Origin of the sequence: Psychrobacter cibarius (assembly GCA_030686115.1) — a bacterium.
GTDB classification, from domain to species: Bacteria; Pseudomonadota; Gammaproteobacteria; order Pseudomonadales; family Moraxellaceae; genus Psychrobacter; species Psychrobacter cibarius_C.
Genome location: CP131612.1, coordinates 2,508,124 through 2,528,431 on the forward strand (window position 1 = coordinate 2,508,124; position 20,308 = coordinate 2,528,431).

A 20,308-nucleotide genomic window follows, 5' to 3' on the forward strand; every position below is an offset into this window, starting at 1 on the left:
CTCTATGCTTACCAACCTTACTTACGCAGTAATAAAGCACCAAAACAAGCTCAATGGTTTAAACAATAACCCCGTCTATTTGTTTTAAAAGAGAGTTTTATGGAACCATCTAATATCGATACCAGCCCGTTATTTGCATCTGTCACACTTGGACCATATACGTTAAAAAACCGTATTGTCATGCCACCGTTGACACGCTCTCGCAGCACGCAACCGGACAATATTCCTAATGACTTAATGGCAAGCTACTATGCACAGCGCGCCTCTGCTGGTTTTATGGTCACTGAAGGCACGCAAATTGAGCCAAGGGGTCAAGGTTATGCGTGGACGCCAGGCATACATTCACATGCCCAAATCGAAGGCTGGAAAAAGGTCACTCAAGCGGTACACGCAGCAGGTGGTATCATTTTCGCTCAGCTTTGGCATGTGGGTCGCGTGTCTCATACCAGCTTACAACCACAAGGCGCTCAGCCAATTGCACCATCAGCTATCACTGCTGACAATGTAAAAGTATTTATCGAAACAGCACCAGGTGCAGGCGCGTTAGCCGATCCTAGTGAGCCACGCGCACTCAGTACTGATGAAGTTAGTGAACTGGTCGCTATGTATGCGGCAGCCGCGCGCAATGCATTGGAGGCAGGTTTTGATGGCGTCGAGCTGCACTGTGCCAATGGCTATTTGGTGAATCAGTTCATCTCTGAGCATAGCAACACACGTGATGATCAGTATGGCGGTTCATTGACCAATCGCTTGCATTTCTTAAAAGAAATCGTGGCTGCCGTCAGTGAAGTGGTTGGTGCTGATCGCTTAGGCGTACGTTTCGCGCCACTGTTTGCTAGCACAGATGAGACTCGCGTATATTTAGGTCTGGTGGAATCAGATCCACATCATACGTATATTGAAGCGATTAAAGTACTTGAACAAGCGGGCATCGCTTATTTATCTATTGCAGAAGCTGACTGGGACAATGCTCCTGATTTACCAGAGACGTTTTATCAAGCCGTCAGAGCTGAGTTTTCAGGACGCATTATCTATGCAGGTAAATACACGACGGAAAAATCGGTGCATATGCTAGCTAAAGGTTATGGCGATTTATTTGCTTTTGGTCGTCCTTTTATTGCTAATCCCGATTTACCTGAGCGCATCGCCAATCATTGGCCACTCAATGAGGCAGATCCTACCACGATGTATGGCGGCACCGAAATTGGCTATAATGATTATCCTTACTATCAAAACTCTTAATACAATAAGGCCATTCGTGGCCTTATTTTTTTGCTTATAAATAGGATATTTCTAATAGCTGATTCATATATATAGCCCTTATGATTCATCCGACTGATCAAATAACTTTTCGATAGGCTTGCTGTGTATCTTTGAGCTATTGAACAGCGACTTATTACCAGTATCCGCTTCTGTCCAAAAATTAATATTGAATTGGGCATCATCACTTAATTCTACGCGGTGCCAATATTGAGGCGGACTGACCGCGAACTGCCCTGCTGTAATCACAATGGTTTTTTCAGGTTCAGTAGCGGCTTCATCAGCAAAGCCATAAAAGGTAACCGTGCCTTGCATGACACAAATTTGGCCGTATACGCCCTCTGCTGTATTGTGATGAGTCAACAAGGCTTTTGGGACTTTATCTTTAGTAAAAAAGTGGGTCGAACGCTTTATTTTCCAATGGCTAGGTATGACAGGGTTTGAGGCGACAGTATGACTCATGGTAACTCCTTAGCTAATTTGATGGGTGTATCCCAATCCTGTTTATTAACAGCTTACTTGTGAATAAAAAGGATTGGTAAACGAGAAAAACACGCACAGTAATGGTTATTATTACTATAGCGCATCATATTTTCAAATGTATTGCTATCCTCATATCATCTTAGTTAACCATCAATATATAGGATATTGAAGCCACTTTTTAATCCCCATTAAGTAGTATGTGAAATGACATTCATACTGCTTTCGCCTAATGGTTAGCGAGCTTACTTATTGCTACATTAACTCCATCTAAACTATCCAGTTCGACGGTGGAGAATACTTGTCATGCATGCAAAAGAGCTACTTGAGGTTGAACGCCGTGATATAAGAGCGCTCCACTATACGTGGATTGCTTTTTTTCTGACCTTTTATGTCTGGTTCAATATGGCACCACTAGCCACTTCTATGCTAGAGGCTGAAAGCTATCTAACTTCTGAACATATCAAATTATTTCTCATTGCCAACGTTGCTTTGACCATTCCAGGACGAGTGGTAGTCGGCATGGCATTGGATCGCTTCGGTCCGCGTCGCGTGTTTTCCATACTGATGGTCGTCATGGCGATACCGACATGGTTCTTCGCGTTTGGTGATTCCGCGATGCAGCTGTTCGTCGCTCGCCTATTTATGTCTATCGTGGGCGCAGGGTTCGTCGTTGGCATTCACATGACCGCCCTTTGGTTTAAGCCAAAAGACATTGGCTTTGCCGAAGGGTTTTATGCAGGCTGGGGTAATTTTGGTTCAGCTGCCGCAGCGATTACCATTCCGACGGTTGCGCTACAGTTCTTTGGTGGTGATGACGGTTGGCGCTGGGCAATTGCATTATCTGGCTTACTGATGGCCGCTTACGGGGTGGCCTATTGGTTTTTGATCACCGATGGCCCTACACAAGATACCCATAAAAAAGCACGTAAGGCGGGTGCTTTAGAGGTATCAAGTTGGAGAGATTTATTATTATATTGCCTATTTATTATTCCTTTATATGGCATATTGGGTGTATTGGTTTATCGTACTAAAAACATGGGATTCCTGAGCGAAACAGGCGCTTGGGGGTTTTATACTCTCATCGCTGTGGTGGTTATTTACCAAATTTATAAAGCCATCAGTGTCAACGTACCCATGCTCAAAGCGGGTATCCCTGAGGATGACAAATACCCCTTTACCTCTGTTGCCGCCCTAAATGTCACCTACTTTGCTAACTTTGGCGCAGAGCTGGCGGTCGTCTCTATGCTACCGATGTTCTTTGCCGCAACGTGGAAGCTTGACCCTACCGTCGCAGGGTTAGTCGCATCGACCTTTGCTTTTGTTAACTTATGGGCGCGACCACTTGGCGGCTATATCTCTGACAAGGTTGGCAATCGTCGCTTGGTGATGTTGGTATACATGTTCGGTATCGGTATCGGCTTTGGATTGATGGGCTTGCTGAATGCAGAGTGGCCATTGTTTATCGCGGTCGTCTTTACGATTCTATGCTCAGTCTTTGTGCAAGGGGCAGAAGGTGCAACTTTTGGTATTATCCCCTCAATTAAACGGCGCTTAACGGGTCAAATTTCTGGTATGGCGGGTGCTTATGGCAACGTGGGCGCTGTGTTCTATCTATTTATATTTACCTTGGTCGAACCAAATCAATTCTTTTTTATCATTGCGATAGGTGCATTTATCGCTTGGGTACTTTGTTTCTTCTGGTTAAAAGAGCCTGAAGATGCCTTTGGTGACGAATACAAAATGTCCTCGGTCGATCGTCAAATTGCCGCTGAAGAAGGATAATTTGATTACCTTATAAAAAAAAGCCACCCAGCATCACTGCTCGGTAGCTTTTTTTTGACTTATATAGAGAGCTATCTAGACATGTCATAGGGGTTATTCAGATGACCCATGATTTTTTATAAAAAGTAACGATTTCAAAAAGTAGCATTTTAAAACAACAACCACTTCGATAAATAACCATTTTGACAAACGACTACTTTGACAAATGATTCACGGTCCATACCGCCGCCTCTACCCGTGTGCGTAGTCCAGTTTTGTTCAAAATATGCTTAACATGCACTTTTACTGTGGATTCTGCGATATCCAGTTTGTTGGCGATCATTTTATTACTTAAGCCTTCAGCAATCATTTGAATCACTTGCAACTCTCTAGTAGTGAGATTGCCAGCGATATCTTCAATGCTTGGTGTACGTAATGTTTGTGCCAGTATTGAGGCCAAATTGGGACTGATAACCAGCTCACCGCGCAACACTTTTCTAATATCGACGATGATTAACTCAGGCTCCATGTCTTTTAGCAAATAACCATCCACCCCTAATTTCAACGCTTCTTGTACGTCTTCTCCGCTGTCAGAAACTGTAAATAGCAAGGTAGCCACGTCAATATTTCTGGCTTTGATTTCTCTTAAGGTCTCGATACCAGTCAACACTGGCATTTTATGATCTAAAATAACCAGATCAACTGGGTTGTTTGCCAAAAAATCCAACGCTTCTTGTCCGTTATTTGCCTCACCAACGACGGTGACATCACTTTCGAGACTGAGCAGTTCTGCGACACCGCGGCGCAGCATAGGATGATCATCGACCAATAACAGCCGAGCCGGAGAAGCAGACGTATAAACTTTAGTAGTCATAAAATACTCACAAATTGAAAAATGCTACAAAAAACACAATGCAGTGGTTAAGAGCGTTTACTAAGCCTATTCACTTAGTTTTGCTCAGCCATATAATCCGTAAAGAAACTGGGTACAAACCTGACAATGACGCTGGTACCTGCGGGTACATTATTAGAGATAATCAAATCACCGCCTAATTTATAGGCACGCTCTTTCATAATCATTAGACCATGATGCTGGGTCTGATTGACAGTCCCTGATATGCCGATGCCGTCATCATTGACCATCATCGCTACATAATTACTTTCATCATCATAAACCAAATCGATAGTGACGCTGTTAGCGTGGGCATGGCGACTGATATTCGACAACGCCTCCCTTATAATTTGAATGAGATGCACTTGTTCCGTTGCCGTTAGATTCAAGGATAGGATTTGATTGTTGACCTTTATGTCAAACTGCCCTTTTACAGCAAACTCATCAGCCGCCTCATATAAAGCTTCATCAAAATTGCCGCTATCAATCGTCAAGCGAAAAGTCGTCAATAAGTCTCGCAGCTCATGATAAGCAGAGTTCAGACCCATTTTTATTTGACTGATATGCTGCCCAACCTTGATTTGACTTTGCTCATCAAATACCACCAGCCCACTGTCTTTATCAGCAGACAGTTGCAGATGTTTTTCGAGCACGCTGACTTGTATTTTTAGATAAGACAATGACTGTGCTAAAGAGTCATGCAACTCCCTAGCAATGGTCGAGCGCTCTTCAAGTAGAATAAGTTGATGGTCTTGCTGCCTTTGTCTGCGTAGGGATAAGGCGGTGCTGACGAGATTGGTCAGCACAACGATCAACTCATTATTTTTAGCAATTAAGTAACTACTATCCACCTCTACTACTTTGATGCGTGTTGAATCTTCCTCGCTTTTTTTCTTATCTTCTGCATAAGCTTTATTGGTCATTAAGACAGATTTCGGTCTGACCTTTAGCTCACCAAACTCTATATCTTGATGAATAATCGGAAACGTTTTGGTATAAACGTCTTCTTTAATAGAGCAGCTATCACAAGTGAGTTTGGTACATAGCTCCTTCATCCTATCATCGTGCAGGGCTATAGAGTTTTTATTGGTTAGAATATTGCTTTGGATACACAGCGTAAAATCTAAATATGGGAATATACACCCAAAGCCAGTAATCAATTCATCAAGCCGGTGTAAGCTCACAGGGCTACTGGTCAATTGCTTTGAAAAATCATAAAACAATGATAAGGCTTGGTTGGCTTTTACCAGATGCTGAGTCTTTGTCTGTACCTCACTCTCAAGTGAGCGCTGATACCTCTCAATGGTACTGGCCATACCGTTAAAAGAATTGCCAAGCGCTTCAAATTCTCTATAACCGCTGATAGACACTCTCGTATCATATTTGCCTTCTTTAAACGCCCGATTGGCTTTAATGAGTTGTTGAATAGGCGTTAGCACTGAGTTCTGTAATCTCCGTACGCCTATCAGCATAATAATCATGCTCAGTATCAGTGAGAGTATTTGTAGGTTTTGCTGCCATGTCTGACGCTGCTCATTTCTATCCTGTAACGCGCCAACAAAACGATTAACATCGTCAATATACTTGGTTGAATTACTATAAAAGCCTTGCTTGTCTTGTGCCAACAATGCTGGTTTTAAATCACGAAACCATTGTGATTTTATCTGGCTCCATTGAGCACTAATCGCCTTATCTCTGTTAGCACTGGTCAGTTGATACGCTTGTAATTTGTTGAGACGACTCTCCATGTCTTCAACCAGTATGTCTATTTTTTCAGACTCACTTTTATTGGAGAAATCCAGTCTGTCTTGCTTTTCTATCTGCGGCGCATTGTCACTAGCTAAGCCATCTTGTTTGATATTTAGGCTTGAGCTAAAGGGATGGTTATCCGCAAAGTCAGTCGCTAACTGAAAGCTAATGCGATACGTTGCCATGCGTATCGAGCCTGCGGCATTAATCGCCTCAGCATCAGACTTTGAGACCCAAGCGAGCGCACCACTGCCTATCGCTGACATCAAAAACAAAGTAGCGATGATCGTAATAGCAATCCAAGTATGAAGGAACAAAGACTGCCGTCGTAGATTAGACATGATTAATAGCGCTCCCATCAAACACTTTCTGCACAAAAGAGTTGAGATCTTAAAATTGAACGTCGCAAAAGCAAAAAACATACAGCATAAAAAATACTACAGCGCACTTAGCAGTCCATCGACAAGCAAAACCTTAGTGATAAACCTGCCCGCAATATACCCCTTTTAGTCATCAGTATACCACTATGTATGAATACTACTCACCGTGATAACACAGTACCGTGAGTTATCATTTTTTGATAGAGCAAGTGATTCATAGCGCTCATAAGCCAGTACGGCGGCTCTTTGTTATCAACAATAACAGGAGTAAGTGCTACGGTTTACTGTAAGTTTAGACAGCCATTTGATGATAAAAAATACTGAACATAACTAGGCATAGCTGATACTAAGTGAGGAATAACATGGGCAATAATTACAACTTCAAAGGTGGTAAGCTCATCACTGACTGGCGACCTGAAGTAGAAGAATTTTGGGAAGGAGGCGGCAAAAAAGTCGCGCGTAGAAATTTATGGATATCCATTCCATCGTTGCTATTGGCATTTGCAGTATGGATGGTATGGAGTGCCGTCATCGTCCGTCTGCCAGAGATTGGTTTTGATTTTGATGATGGGCAGTTGTTTTGGCTCGCCGCGCTGCCCGGACTATCAGGGGCAACGCTGCGAATTTTTTATTCTTTTATGGTGCCTATCTTTGGTGGGCGACGTTGGACAGCGATATCTACCTTATCCCTGTTAATTCCAGCATTATGGATGGGCTTTGCGGTTCAGAATCCTGATACGCCATTTATGATATTTGCCATCATTGCCCTACTTTGTGGCTTCGGTGGTGGTAACTTTGCCTCCTCCATGTCCAACATCTCGTTCTTCTTTCCAAAAGCAGAACAGGGCACTGCTCTTGGGCTAAACGCGGGTCTGGGTAACCTTGGCGTGTCGGTCATGCAATTCGTTGTACCGATGATTATATTGGTAGCAGCCTTTGGTAGCTTAGGCGGCGACCCACAAGTCTCTGCAAGCGGTCAGCTGTTTTATCTACAAAATGCAGGCTTTATTTGGGTACCCTTTATTCTGCTATTTTCAGCACTGGCATGGTTTGGCATGAACGATATTGCCACTGCTAAAGCTTCCTTTAAAGACCAATCCGTTATCTTTAAACGCAAACATAACTGGATCATGTGTATCCTATATATGGCAACCTTTGGCTCCTTCATTGGTTTTTCAGCCGCGTTTCCGATGCTGATTAAAAACTCATTTCCCGCCATTGATGCGCTTAAGTTTGCCTTCTTAGGTCCTTTAGTTGGTGCGCTATTTCGTCCTTTAGGTGGCTGGATATCTGATAAAACCAGTGGCGCAAAAGTGACTTTTTGGAACTATATCGTGATGGTATTGGCGGTATTGGCGGTGATGTATTTCCTCCCTAGCGAGACTCATGAGGGCAGCTTTGTCGGATACTTTATCTCCTTTATGGTGCTGTTTATTACCACGGGTATCGGTAACGGCTCTACCTTTACCATGATTCCCGTTATCTTCAGAACCTTTCATGAACGCCTTGAACCTCAAAAAGCAGGTACAGAGGAATTGTTTGTCGAGATACGTAAAGAATCAGCAGCAGTGGTTGGCTTTACCTCAGCGATAGCGGCCTATGGTGCATTCTTTGTCCCAAAAATGTTTGGTTCAGGACTGGGTGTTGATGGTACTTTTATCGCTTTAATTGTCTTTTATGTTCTCTGTATTGTGTTGACATGGTGGTATTACAGTCGCCCTAATGCTGAGATTCCTTGCTAAAGCAGCCTTGTATAAATCCTTCTTTGGAAACAGATTTTTAAATTAAAAATATCGCTCTTTATAGTGCTACTTGCCAGCGTAAGTAGCACTTTTTTTATTTTTACCAATCCATATTCTGCTTGTAAATAAGCTCGACTTATAAATACTTAACGATTTTTTAAGCAAATTTTATCATTTACCGCTACTACTAAGGTGGTAGTGCTCTGCTCATGTTAGCGGATAGCAAGAGGGCGATGTCTTACTTAAAATAATACCATCGAAAAACATTTACAGCTTGGGCAAAGGGTTGTTTTTACCACGCCATTCAGCTTTAGATACCCCATAGGCAATAATACAGAGGATAGCGAAATGAGCCATTTACTCGACCAATTCCGTTTTTTTAAACGTAAAAAGGGCGAATTCTCCGATGGGCATGGTGAGACGCGCGACGAGTCTCGTGACTGGGAAAATGTGTATCGTAGCCGTTGGCAGTATGACAAAGTCGTGCGTTCAACGCATGGGGTCAACTGTACTGGCTCTTGCTCATGGAAAATTTACGTAAAAAACGGCTTGGTCACATGGGAGACGCAGCAAACTGACTATCCTGAAACCCGTCCAGACTTACCAAACCACGAACCGCGTGGCTGTCCTCGTGGCGCAAGTTATAGCTGGTACATGTACTCAGCGAACCGTGTGAAATATCCTAAAGTACGTAAGCCGCTTCTAAAATTATGGCGTGAAGCCAAAGCGCAGTATCCTGATCCAGTCGATGCTTGGGGCAGTATTGTCCAAGACCCTATCAAAGCAGAACAGTATAAATCCAAGCGCGGTTTGGGCGGTTTTATTCGCTCAACGTGGGCAGAAGTCAATGAAATTATCGCTGCCAGTAATGTCTATACCGCCAAAACTTTTGGTCCTGACCGTATCGTTGGTTTCTCTCCGATTCCTGCGATGTCGATGGTCAGTTACGCGGCAGGTAGTCGATATTTATCACTTATCGGCGGTGTTTGCTTGTCATTCTATGACTGGTATTGTGACCTGCCACCAGCGTCGCCAATGGTTTGGGGTGAGCAAACCGACGTGCCAGAATCAGCCGATTGGTACAACTCTGATTATATTATTGCGTGGGGTTCAAACGTTCCGCAAACGCGTACACCAGACGCGCATTTCTTTACCGAAGTTCGTTATAAAGGCACTAAGACAGTCTCCATCACCCCTGATTATGCTGAGGTTTCTAAGTTAACTGACTTATGGCTAAACCCAAAACAAGGTACTGATGCGGCTGTGGCGCAAGCATTCTGTCATGTCATTATCAAAGAATTTTATCTTAAGCAGCCAAGTGACTATTTCTTAGATTACGCCAAACGCTATACCGATTTACCAGTCCTTGTGATGCTAGAAGGTGAAGAAGGCGCGCGCCGTGCTGGTCGCTATCTGCGCGCTTCTGACTTAATCGATAATTTAGGTCAAGAAAACAATCCTGAATGGAAAACCATCGGTCTAAATAGTGATGGTGAACTGGTTTCTCCACTAGGCTCGATTGGCTATCGTTGGGGCGAAAAAGGCAAATGGAACCTTGAGCAAAAAAATGGCACCACAGGCGCAGAAATTGACCTAACATTGACTTTAAAAGACAGCAATGAGACCTGCAAAGTCGGCTTTGATTACTTTGGTCATGTGGATCATCCTCATTTCACCTCGGTACCGGGCGAAGCGATACAGCAAAAAACCGTTCCTTGTAAAACCATTACCCTTGCCGATGGCAGCACCGCTATCGTTGCGACCGTCTTTGATCTAACCGTTGCCAACTTGGGCGTGGATAATGGTGTTGGCGGCGAACACATCACCGACGACTATAACGATGCAACCGTACCGGGCACGCCTGCTTGGCAAGAAGTCATCACCGGTCTAAGCCGTGAGCGCGTCATCCAAGTCGCACGTGAATTCGCTGAAAATGCCCATAAGACTCATGGTAAATCGATGATTATCATCGGCGCGGGTATGAACCACTGGTATCACCTAGACATGAACTATCGCGGCGTGATCAATATGCTCATGCTGTGCGGCTGTATCGGTAAATCTGGCGGCGGCTGGGCACATTATGTTGGTCAAGAAAAACTGCGTCCTCAAACGGGCTGGCTGCCATTAGCCTTTGCGCTTGATTGGCATCGTCCGCCGCGTCATATGAACGGCACGAGCTTCTTCTACAATCACAGCTCACAGTGGCGTCACGAAACCATTTCTGCCCATGAGATACTCTCGCCTCTCGTCGATAAAAAGTTCTTCCCTGAGCATATGCTTGATTACAACATTCAAGCAGAGCGCGCAGGCTGGTTGCCTTCAGCACCACAACTCAACCGCAATCCACTGACCATCGCTGCCAAAGCCAAAGAAAGCGGCAAAGGCGTGGAAGAGTATGTTGTCGATTCTCTCGAAGATGGCAGCTTACGTTTTGCTTGTGAATCACCTGATAACCCAGCCAACTTCCCTCGCAACATGTTTATCTGGCGCTCAAACCTATTGGGCTCGTCCGGTAAAGGTCATGAATATATGCTGCATTATTTCTTGGGCACCAAAAACGGCTTGCTCAATAAAGAAAATGCAGAAGGTCACCTGCAACCAAAAGAAGTCGATTGGGTAGAAAAAGGCCCTACTGGTAAATTAGACTTGGTTGTCACGTTAGACTTCCGCATGTCTTCTACCTGTTTGTATTCTGACATCGTGCTACCGACTGCAACTTGGTACGAAAAAGATGACATGAATACCTCAGACATGCATCCATTCATTCACCCATTAACCGCCGCGACTGACCCTGCGTGGGAATCTAAGACCGATTGGGAAATTTATAAAGGCATTGCCAAGAGCTTCTCTGAAGTATCAAAAGGTCATTTAGGTGTTGAAACTGACGTTGTCACTTTGCCGATGCAACATGACACCCCAGGTGAGTTGGCACAACCATTTGGTGGCACTGACTGGAAAACGGCTGGCGAAAAACCTGTACCGGGTAAAAACTGCCCGATGATTAAAGTGGTTGAGCGTGACTATCCGAGCACTTATAAAAAGTTCACTTCTATGGGTCCTGCCTTAGAAAAACTGGGTAATGGCTCAAAAGGCTTGAATTGGGATATGAAAACTGAGGTCAAACAGCTGGGGGATTTAAACCACCGCGTGACTGAAACGGGTATCTCTGAAGGCAGACCACGTCTCGATACAGCCATCAATGCTTCTGAGATGATTTTGATGCTCGCGCCTGAGACCAATGGTCATGTCGCCGTAAAAGGCTGGGCTGCACTCTCTGAATTTACTGGTCGCGACCATACTCATCTTGCTAAATCTAGCGAGCACGAAAAAATCCGCTTTAAAGATATCGTCGCACAGCCGCGAAAAATTATCTCAAGCCCGACATGGTCAGGTATTGAGTCGGATCAGGTCAGTTATAACGCTGGTTATACCAACGTCCATGAGCTGATTCCATGGCGTACGATTACTGGTCGCCAGCAGTTTTATCAAGACCATCCTTGGATGCAGGCGTTTGGTGAGCAAATGCAGCAGTATCGTCCACCTATCGATACCAAGACCACTGAGCTGCTCAAAGACGCCAAACCAAATGGCAATAAAGAGATTGTACTGAACTTCTTAACACCGCACCAAAAATGGGGCATCCACAGTACCTACTCTGAAAACTTGCTGATGCTGACCCTAAGTCGCGGTGGACCTTGTGTCTGGATGTCGGAAGTCGATGCGCAAAAAGCTGGCATCGTCGATAACGATTGGATTGAGCTGTTCAATGCCAATGGTGCTATCACCGCTCGTGCCATCGTTAGCCAGCGGGTCAAAGAAGGCATGACCATGATGTATCACGCCCAAGAGAAATTGGTCAACATTCCAGGCTCTGAGCAAACAGGCACGCGCGGCGGTATCCATAACTCAGTCACTCGGACGATTTTGAAGCCGACGCATATGATTGGTAGCTATGCCCAGCAGTCTTATGGCTTTAACTATTATGGCACCGTCGGTTGTAACCGTGATGAGTTTGTCGTGATTCGTAAAATGTCAAAAATCGACTGGTTAGAGGACAAACCCGACAACGAATTGCCACGTCCGTTACCAACCAGCATTGAAGGGTAAAGCTGTTTCTTCTATCGAAAAGATATCCTGATTTCAGGATATCTAGGAAGAACATAAAGTTGCTTTTTTACTATTATTTGGAGCACAGATCCATGAAAATTCGTTCGCAAGTCGGCATGGTGCTTAACCTTGATAAATGTATCGGTTGTCACACCTGCTCAGTCACCTGTAAAAACGTCTGGACCAGCCGTGAAGGTATGGAATATGCGTGGTTTAACAACGTTGAGTCAAAACCCGGTATCGGCTATCCCAAAGAATGGGAGAACCAAACCAAATGGAAAGGCGGTTGGATACGCAATGCCAATGGCACCATCAATCCGCGTATCGGTGGTAAGTTCAGAGTACTCGCCAATATCTTTGCCAACCCTGACCTGCCAGAAATTGATGATTACTATGAGCCGTTTGATTTTGATTACCAGCATTTACATACTGCGCCTATCAGCAACCATCAACCTATCGCCCGACCGCGCTCAGCCATCACTGGCAAGCGGATGCAAAAGATTGAATGGGGTCCTAACTGGGAAGAAATCCTCGGCTCAGAGTTTGAAAAACGTCGCAAAGATAAGAACTTTGACAATATTCAAGCGGAGATTTATGGCGAGTACGAAAACACCTTTATGATGTATTTGCCACGTCTGTGCGAGCATTGCTTGAACCCTACTTGTGTGGCGTCATGCCCAAGTGGTGCGATTTATAAGCGTGAAGAAGACGGCATTGTCTTAATTGACCAAGAAAAATGTCGCGGCTGGCGCATGTGTATCTCAGGTTGCCCGTATAAAAAGATTTACTACAACTGGAAGTCGGGGAAATCTGAAAAATGCATCTTCTGTTATCCCCGTATCGAAGCCGGCTTGCCGACCGTTTGTTCAGAAACCTGTGTTGGTCGTATCCGCTACTTGGGCGTACTGCTTTATGACGCGGACAAAATCGCTGAAGCAGCAAGCACCCCTAACGAGCAAGACCTTTATCAAGCACAGTTAGACGTATTTTTAGATCCAAATGACCCTGCGGTTATCGCCCAAGCATTAAAAGACGGTGTACCGCAATCGGTCATTGATTCAGCGCAGCGCTCACCAGTTTATAAGCTAGCGATGGATTGGAAGCTTGCGCTACCACTACATCCTGAATACCGCACGCTGCCGATGGTTTGGTATGTACCGCCATTATCACCGATTCAAAATGCTGCTGAAGCAGGCAAAGTCGGTATGGATGGTTTGATTCCAGATGTCGACAGTTTACGTATTCCTTTGCGCTATTTAGCAAACATGCTTACCGCAGGCGATGAAGAGCCAGTTCGTCTAGCATTGAAGCGCCTACTGGCTATGCGTAGCTACAAGCGTATGCAATTGGTTGAAAAACAAGAAGTCCAAAGTATTTTGGATGATGTGGGTTTGACCAAGCTGCAAGTGGAAGAGATGTACCGCTACTTGGCTATTGCTAACTACGAAGATCGCTTTGTGATTCCAACGGCGCATCGTGAAGAAGCATTGAGTGATGCATTCGCTGAGCGTAATGGTTGCGGATTCACCTTTGGCGAAGGCTGTTCAGGACATTCGGACAATAGCATGTTTGGACAACGCAAAACCAATCGCCGCGATTTCATCGATACTGTCCAAAAGTGGGAGTCATAAGATGCAAACTACTCAACTCAATAACAGCACTTCAGTGCATGAGCCAATTAATTCAGCGATTGAGTCGCCGATGATTGGCGCTTCAGACTTAAAGCTACTCAAGGTACTCAGCCTACTTATCGACTATCCAAGTAATGAGCTGTTTTTAGGCGATACGCTTGCTGATTGCACAGAGATTGTTGCCAGATCAACGCTGATTAGCCCAGAAGTACGGACGCAAATCATCGACTTGATCGAAGATTTGATCGATACCGGCTCTCTTGAGGCGCAAGCGCGTTATGACGGTTTGTTTGAGCGCGGTCGTTCTTTATCACTATGGTTGTTTGAGCATGTACATGGCGAATCGCGCGACCGTGGTCAAGCGATGGTCGATTTGATGGGTCAGTATCAGGAGGCTGGCTTTGAGATTAGCGTCAAAGAGCTGCCTGATTATCTGCCTTTGTATCTTGAATTTTTAGCGTATCAAGCAACCATTATCGAAGACGACATTCAAATTCGTATGGATATCGCTGATGTTAGCCATATCCTCGCTTTGCTTGCCGCCAGATTAGAAGGTCGCGGTAGCTTGTATAAAGGCTGCTTTAATGCGCTATTGCAAATCGCTGGTAAACCGCTCGATATCGTTGAAGAGTACCAAGAAAAAATCAGCAAAGAGAAGCGTGATGACAGCTTTGAGGCATTAGACAAAGAATGGGAAGAAGAAGTGGTGACGTTTTTGGATGCGCAACAAGAAGAGCGCTGCCCGTCACAAACAAGTACCCAAAATCTTGCAGCAAAAGCTGGTATAAAAAATGCCTCTGCTACAAATGCGGTCGATGCTCCAGTGCACTGGGTAGATTTTAAAACCAACCAGCCGGTTAAATCATAATAAGGAGAAAGGACATGAATATCGCAGATCCTAGTGTGCAGTCTTTAGCCAACCTAAACTGGCTACAAATTTTCCTTTTTGGCGTTTATCCGTATGTGGCATTGACCATCGCTATTATTGGTACTTGGGTACGTTTTGATTTATCTCAGTATTCATGGAAGACAGGCTCGACGCAAATGCTCAGAAGCAAAAACATGCGCCTTGCCAGCAACTTATTCCACGTTGGCATTATCGTGGTGCTCCTCGGTCATTTATTTGGCATGTTGACGCCGCATTTTCTTTATGACAGATTTATCAGCGCTGGGCATAAGCAGATATTAGCAGTGGTCGTTGGAGGTATCGCAGGCGTGTTTTGTTGGTTCGGTTTGGTCATGCTCATGTGGCGACGCTTTACTGATGACCGTATCTCAAACACCTCATCGTTCTCAGACAAGCTGGTACTGGTGCTGTTATTTATCCAGCTGAACTTAGGTCTGCTGTCCATCTTTACGTCAGTGAAGCATTTAGATGGCTATACCATGATGAATTTGGCAGGCTGGGCACAGGACATCACAATCTTAAGACCTTTGCAGGCAGCGGCGCGCATTGAGCAAACTGACTTAATTTATCAGCTGCATATGGCGCTCGGCATCACCCTGATTGCGATATTTCCGTTTACACGGCTTATTCATATCATTAGTGCGCCAATTTGGTATTTCGGGCGTCGCTATCAAATTGTCAGACAAAAGAACTCTCAGTAAGGCTGTAGAGCAGTATCTAAATGGAACGGCATTTTTAACCCTATCCTCACCTAGATACTGCTCTTTACCCTACCTTTAACGATAAATCAACACGCCCTATATTTTAGAATTTCTATTACCAGAATCCTTAGTGGAGCAAAGCCATGACTGTCAGTACCTACAATCCAGCCGACCATGCGACCAACCAAAACGCTCATGTGCACAGTGGTAATCATCACAGCCATGATAATGACAATCACAGTCACAGTCACAGTCACAGTCATGCCGATCACACCTCTACTGGTCGCGGTGATGATATTCTTAGAGTAATGCCAACCTTGTCTGATTTGCAAAAACCGCATTCTGACCAAGAGTTCATCGAAAAAGCGATGGCGGAAGAGCGCAGCAACCATAAAAACCTGATTGCCTCTAGCCGTGATGAGCTGCCTTCAGTGACGGTCAATGGGGTGATGATAGATAGAACCAATATCGCTCAAGAGCTGCAATATCATCCAGCAGAAAACAAAGAAGACGCCGTCTTTTTAGCGACACAAGCGCTGGTCGTGCGCGAATTACTGAGATTGGCAGTTTTAGATGAGCCAAGCCTTGGTGAAGCGGCATGGGAAAACGACGAAGAGCAAGCCATTTCTACTTTAATAGACAAAAACGTTCAAGCAACGATGCCAGATATGGCAACTTGTGAGCGCTATTATAAGCAGAATATGACTGACTTTAAGACTGATCCCATTATGACCGTACGCCATATTTTATTGGCATGCCCGCCTGAAGATGGCGATGAGCGCCTAAAGCTCAAAAAGACCGCGTACGAGTTTATCGAGCAAATCAAAAATAACGCCAATCCTGATGCCGAGTTTATCCAGTTAGCACGCCAACATTCGGCTTGCCCTTCAAAAGAGCAAGGTGGCAAACTGGGTGTGATTAGCAAAGGTCAAACCGTACCAGAATTTGAAGGTGTATTATTTAAGCTCGATAAAGGACTTGCGCCAAGCCCTATCGAAAGCCGTTACGGTTTTCACATCGTTGAGGTGCTCAATAAAGAACTTGGGATACAGATGACTTATGAGCAAGTCAGTCCTGCAATCCATAATAAATTGAGCCAACAAGCCTTTCACCAATCATTATGCGATTACTTGTTTACCTTAGCGCATGAGGCTGATATCCAAGGTATCGAGATGACGCTTGAGCAAGAGAATATATTCCGCGGCTAAGCAGTCCGCTGTCGGTCACTTAATTCTTATGTTATAAAGTAGCTGCTATGGTATAAAGGTTCTTGTGATACAACACACTTTTTATGCTATGTGTCGTTCAATATCAATAACACAGTTCAATATTAATAAAATGAGTAGACGTTTATGATTACGGTTGCAGGACTTATCTCTGAAATACAGCAGCGCATAGAAACTTATAATACTAACGACTATCCGCTATATAAAAGAGTGGTCGCGTGCTACGACTTATTAGACAGCCGTCATCATATATTGGCAGAAGATATCGTCTCGCCTTTTGCTATACCAAGACAAAATCTATCGGCGATGGATGGTTATGCGATCGCTAAAGACAGTCTACTCTCAGCAGACAGCACGATTGATATCGTGGGTGAATCACAAGCGGGCAGTCCTTATAGTGGCGACATTTCAGCAGGACAAGGGGTGCGTATTTTTACCGGTGCGGTCGTTCCTGACAGCTGCGATACGGTCATCATGCAAGAAAATACCAACTTTACCGCCATAAAAGATAGCATTGATAAATCGCAGCCCTATGCCATTACTCTCAGTCAAGACGCTAAGCATGATGACAATATCCGTAAACAAGGCGAAGAGATTGAAGCTGGCGAAGCAGTTTTGTTAAAGGGTAAGCGCCTAAATCCTGCTGATATTAGCTTACTGGCTAATTTGGGTTTTGGTCAAGTGACGGTATATCAGCCTTTAACCGTTGGTGTACTCGCAACAGGTGATGAGCTAGTTGCGATTGGCAATGAGCTGACCAGTTTGGCGCAAATCTATAACTCTAATACCCCCACTTTAAAAAGCTTACTCGCTGATTTACCCATTACTATTCGTGATTATGGCATTATCCCAGATGATTTAGATAAAACCATCGCCGCCGTAACCCAAGCCATGCAAGAGTGCGACGTCCTTATCTCCACGGCTGGGGTATCGGTTGGCGACTATGATTTTTTAACCACTGTCATTGGGCAGCTTGGACAGATTAACCACTATAAAGTTGCGATGAAACCCGGTAAGCCATTTGTCTTTGGCGAGCTGACTAAAGATCTTGCCAAGCCCGTGCTATATTTTGGCTTGCCCGGCAATCCCTTATCGACCATCGTTGGTAGCCTACAATTTGTCATTCCAGCCTTGTGGCAGATGGCAGGCGCTGCGCCACAAGAGCGACCCATACAATTGAGTCTCACTGCAACGCTTAAAAATGATGTCAAAAAATCAGCGGGACGGATGGATTTTCAAAGAGGTATATTGTCCCAAAACGAACTTGGCGATTTCCAAGTTGAAAGCTTTACCAAGCAACAATCACACCGTATCAAACAACTAAGCCACGCCAACTGCTTCATTGTACTAGCACAAGATTCTGGCAATGTAGCCGCTGGTGAAACCGTAAAAGTGCAACCTTTCCCTTGGTTGCATTACTAAATAATCGCTAAACAACAGCTAAATAATTGAATCATTAATAACAGTATAGCTAAAAAGATTCATGGCTAATCAAGGGTGTAAAGCGTTACACAGTTAATCATTCTTTATACTATTGATTAGCCATGAATCATGAGAAACTGCTTGGGGCGTATGTTGATTTTAAAAATCATAACCAAGTAGCATCTACTACTTTAGTGGTAGTTTTTGGGTCACTTACGGTGAATGGTTATTTGCTAGCAAGCTGTCATAATCGTGTTTAAATAGAACTTCCCACTCACAACCTGAGGCAACGCCTAAAAGTACACACTATACTTAATATTAATGGTAATCATCTATGAACCATCTTGCCCCTACCCTAGGTAATGCGCAATTGTATTCGCCTGCCGCTGCACCCGTTATTTTTGATGGTGACTCATCATCGAACGTTGCAACAAAAGCTGCTAGCACGTCGACGTATTTTCCGGTCACGCTCTCTCAACCATTAACCGATGGTTTCGCACGACGTCTCACCTATTTGCGTCTGTCGATTACTGATTTCTGTAATTTTCGCTGTGAATATTGCCTGCCAGATGGCTATCAAGGCAAACCACCACAAAACGAGCTTAGCGTTACTGAAATTGCTACCTTAGTCCGCGGATTTGCCGAAGTTGGTACTAAAAAAGTCAGAATTACGGGCGGTGAACCCTCTATACGCCGTGATGTGGTCGATATTATTAAAACCATCAAAAACACTGAAGGCATTGAAACCGTCGCCATGACCAGTAATGGTTATAAACTTGGTAAGCACTTAGCCAGATGGCAAGCGGCTGGACTGAATCAGCTTAATATCAGTATGGACAGCTTTGATGCCGCAACCTTCCATAAAATGACTGGCTTTGATATGTTGCCGCAGCTCTTGGCGGACATGGATACTTTGCTTGCGACCACAGATATTAAGCTAAAAATAAATAGTATTTTAATGGCTGAGACTGCTTTTGAAAATTTGATGAATGCTATCGACTATGTTAAAAACAGAGCGGTCACTTATCGCTTTATTGAATTTATGCAGACCAGTGATAATAGCGATTTATTTTTTGCGCAGCATGCACAGTCCGATATTATTACCAATTATTTATTAAAAAATGGCTGGCAAACTCATATACGTGGCAGCAACGATGGGCCAGCCATAGAATATAGCCATCCAGATTCTCAAGGGCGTATCGGACTAATTGCTCCTTATGCCGCTCATTTTTGTGACAGCTGCAATCGCCTGCGGGTCAGTAGCCAAGGCAAGGTGCATTTGTGCTTATTTGACCAAGGTAACTACGATATTCGTCAGCATCTGGAACAAGATGATGTCGCAGGACTTGTTAATACCCTGCATAGCTTTATGCCAATCAAACCTGAACATCATTATCTTCACGAATCAAACAGCGGCATGATGAATAATTTGTCGATGATTGGTGGGTAAAATCAATAATGTATCAATAATAAAAACTTCTATTTCCATAACAAGCGTATTTATTAAGGATTATTCATGAGTAAGCTGCAAGCACCCTTTACCCCGCTTAATATCGCCATCTTAACGGTTTCTGATAGTCGTACTCTTGCAGAAGATACCTCAGGGCAGTATTTGGTTGACCAACTGACCACAGCAGGTCATCAGCTGGCTGATCGTCAGCTGATTATTGATGATATTTATAAAATCAGAGCCGTCATCAGCGGTTGGATTGCCGACCCAGATGTGCACGCTATTATCACCACGGGCGGTACTGGCTTTTATATCCGCGACAGCATGCCAGAAGCGGTCGGCGTATTATTTGATAAATCGGTCGATGGTTTTGGTGAGATGTTCCGCTTAATCTCAAAAGACGATATCGGCATGTCGACGATTCAATCTCGCGCCGTCGCTGGCATGGCAAATGGCACGGGCATTTTTTGCTTACCCGGCTCATCAGGCGCTTGCCGCACTGCTTGGGAAGGTATCTTACAAGAGCAGCTTGATAGCCGCACACGCCCCTGTAATTTTGTCCCACACTTTATGCGCACCAATCCAGGTCACGATTAA

General features: G+C 44.4%; 14 protein-coding genes. 11 read left to right on the plus strand and 3 right to left on the minus strand.

The genetic code is table 11. The features are described 5' to 3' along the window. The first annotated feature begins 114 nt into the window (after nucleotides 1–114). On the plus strand, nucleotides 115–1,242 hold the full coding sequence (locus Q6344_10635) for an alkene reductase (GenBank protein WLG15200.1): 1,128 nt from the start codon (nucleotides 115–117) through the stop codon (nucleotides 1,240–1,242). Between the two features lie 78 nt (nucleotides 1,243–1,320). Here the strand turns inward: Q6344_10635 and Q6344_10640 are convergent, their stop codons facing one another. Then, nucleotides 1,321–1,722: a DUF1971 domain-containing protein gene (locus Q6344_10640; protein WLG13055.1), complete on the minus strand. Its 402-nt coding sequence runs from the start codon at nucleotides 1,720–1,722 to the stop codon at nucleotides 1,321–1,323. Nucleotides 1,723–2,046: 324 nt separating this feature from the next. Between Q6344_10640 and Q6344_10645 the strand changes: the two genes are divergently transcribed. Further along, nucleotides 2,047–3,525: an MFS transporter gene (locus Q6344_10645; GenBank protein ID WLG13056.1), complete on the plus strand. Its 1,479-nt coding sequence runs from the start codon at nucleotides 2,047–2,049 to the stop codon at nucleotides 3,523–3,525. Nucleotides 3,526–3,718: 193 nt separating this feature from the next. Here the strand turns inward: Q6344_10645 and narL are convergent, their stop codons facing one another. Together narL and Q6344_10655 are read right to left on the minus strand one after the other, a co-directional pair. Next, nucleotides 3,719–4,378 carry a two-component system response regulator NarL gene (gene narL / locus Q6344_10650; GenBank protein ID WLG13057.1) on the minus strand — a complete coding sequence of 220 codons (660 nt, stop codon included), beginning with the start codon at nucleotides 4,376–4,378 and terminating at the stop codon, nucleotides 3,719–3,721. A gap of 74 nt (nucleotides 4,379–4,452) precedes the next feature. Further along, nucleotides 4,453–6,486, minus strand: a complete 2,034-nt coding sequence (locus tag Q6344_10655; protein WLG13058.1) for a histidine kinase — start codon at nucleotides 6,484–6,486, stop codon at nucleotides 4,453–4,455. A 401-nt stretch (nucleotides 6,487–6,887) separates the two neighbouring features. On the opposite strand from Q6344_10655, the gene Q6344_10660 reads away from it, so the two are divergent. The 9 genes from Q6344_10660 to moaB all read left to right on the plus strand — a co-directional run bounded on the left by Q6344_10660 (nucleotide 6,888) and on the right by moaB (nucleotide 20,308). Beyond that, on the plus strand, nucleotides 6,888–8,267 hold the full coding sequence (locus tag Q6344_10660) for a NarK family nitrate/nitrite MFS transporter (protein WLG13059.1): 1,380 nt from the start codon (nucleotides 6,888–6,890) through the stop codon (nucleotides 8,265–8,267). Nucleotides 8,268–8,615: 348 nt separating this feature from the next. Beyond that, on the plus strand, nucleotides 8,616–12,374 hold the full coding sequence (locus tag Q6344_10665) for a nitrate reductase subunit alpha (protein WLG13060.1): 3,759 nt from the start codon (nucleotides 8,616–8,618) through the stop codon (nucleotides 12,372–12,374). Nucleotides 12,375–12,466: 92 nt separating this feature from the next. Then, nucleotides 12,467–14,005 carry a nitrate reductase subunit beta gene (gene narH, locus Q6344_10670; protein WLG13061.1) on the plus strand — a complete coding sequence of 513 codons (1,539 nt, stop codon included), beginning with the start codon at nucleotides 12,467–12,469 and terminating at the stop codon, nucleotides 14,003–14,005. Between the two features lie 70 nt (nucleotides 14,006–14,075). After that, nucleotides 14,076–14,873, plus strand: coding sequence for a nitrate reductase molybdenum cofactor assembly chaperone (narJ, locus tag Q6344_10675; protein WLG15201.1), 798 nt, complete (start codon nucleotides 14,076–14,078; stop codon nucleotides 14,871–14,873). A gap of 14 nt (nucleotides 14,874–14,887) precedes the next feature. Beyond that, nucleotides 14,888–15,613: a respiratory nitrate reductase subunit gamma gene (narI, locus tag Q6344_10680; GenBank protein ID WLG13062.1), complete on the plus strand. Its 726-nt coding sequence runs from the start codon at nucleotides 14,888–14,890 to the stop codon at nucleotides 15,611–15,613. Between the two features lie 143 nt (nucleotides 15,614–15,756). Beyond that, the gene (locus tag Q6344_10685) at nucleotides 15,757–16,821 is read left to right on the plus strand and encodes a peptidylprolyl isomerase (GenBank protein ID WLG13063.1); all 1,065 of its coding nucleotides are present in this window, start codon (nucleotides 15,757–15,759) and stop codon (nucleotides 16,819–16,821) included. Between the two features lie 144 nt (nucleotides 16,822–16,965). After that, nucleotides 16,966–18,261, plus strand: coding sequence for a molybdopterin molybdotransferase MoeA (locus Q6344_10690; protein ID WLG13064.1), 1,296 nt, complete (start codon nucleotides 16,966–16,968; stop codon nucleotides 18,259–18,261). Nucleotides 18,262–18,595: 334 nt separating this feature from the next. Continuing rightward, complete coding sequence (gene moaA, locus Q6344_10695) at nucleotides 18,596–19,711, plus strand: GTP 3',8-cyclase MoaA (protein WLG13065.1); 1,116 nt, start codon at nucleotides 18,596–18,598, stop codon at nucleotides 19,709–19,711. Nucleotides 19,712–19,777: 66 nt separating this feature from the next. Continuing rightward, entirely contained in the window at nucleotides 19,778–20,308 is a 531-nt protein-coding gene (gene moaB, locus Q6344_10700; protein WLG13066.1) for a molybdenum cofactor biosynthesis protein B, read from the plus strand.

Excerpts from the sequence above, each read along its gene's own strand:
- moaB (WLG13066.1), top strand. The coding sequence starts at position 19,778 with ATGAGTAAGCTGCAAGCACCCTTTACCCCGCTTAATATCGCCATCTTA.
- Q6344_10655 (WLG13058.1), bottom strand. The coding sequence starts at position 6,486 with ATGTCTAATCTACGACGGCAGTCTTTGTTCCTTCATACTTGGATTGCT.
- narH (WLG13061.1), top strand. The coding sequence starts at position 12,467 with ATGAAAATTCGTTCGCAAGTCGGCATGGTGCTTAACCTTGATAAATGT.
- Q6344_10645 (WLG13056.1), top strand. The coding sequence starts at position 2,047 with ATGCATGCAAAAGAGCTACTTGAGGTTGAACGCCGTGATATAAGAGCG.
- moaA (WLG13065.1), top strand. The coding sequence starts at position 18,596 with ATGAACCATCTTGCCCCTACCCTAGGTAATGCGCAATTGTATTCGCCT.
- narL (WLG13057.1), bottom strand. The coding sequence starts at position 4,378 with ATGACTACTAAAGTTTATACGTCTGCTTCTCCGGCTCGGCTGTTATTG.
- Q6344_10685 (WLG13063.1), top strand. The coding sequence starts at position 15,757 with ATGACTGTCAGTACCTACAATCCAGCCGACCATGCGACCAACCAAAAC.
- Q6344_10690 (WLG13064.1), top strand. The coding sequence starts at position 16,966 with ATGATTACGGTTGCAGGACTTATCTCTGAAATACAGCAGCGCATAGAA.
- Q6344_10665 (WLG13060.1), top strand. The coding sequence starts at position 8,616 with ATGAGCCATTTACTCGACCAATTCCGTTTTTTTAAACGTAAAAAGGGC.
- narI (WLG13062.1), top strand. The coding sequence starts at position 14,888 with ATGAATATCGCAGATCCTAGTGTGCAGTCTTTAGCCAACCTAAACTGG.
- Q6344_10660 (WLG13059.1), top strand. The coding sequence starts at position 6,888 with ATGGGCAATAATTACAACTTCAAAGGTGGTAAGCTCATCACTGACTGG.
- narJ (WLG15201.1), top strand. The coding sequence starts at position 14,076 with ATGATTGGCGCTTCAGACTTAAAGCTACTCAAGGTACTCAGCCTACTT.
- Q6344_10640 (WLG13055.1), bottom strand. The coding sequence starts at position 1,722 with ATGAGTCATACTGTCGCCTCAAACCCTGTCATACCTAGCCATTGGAAA.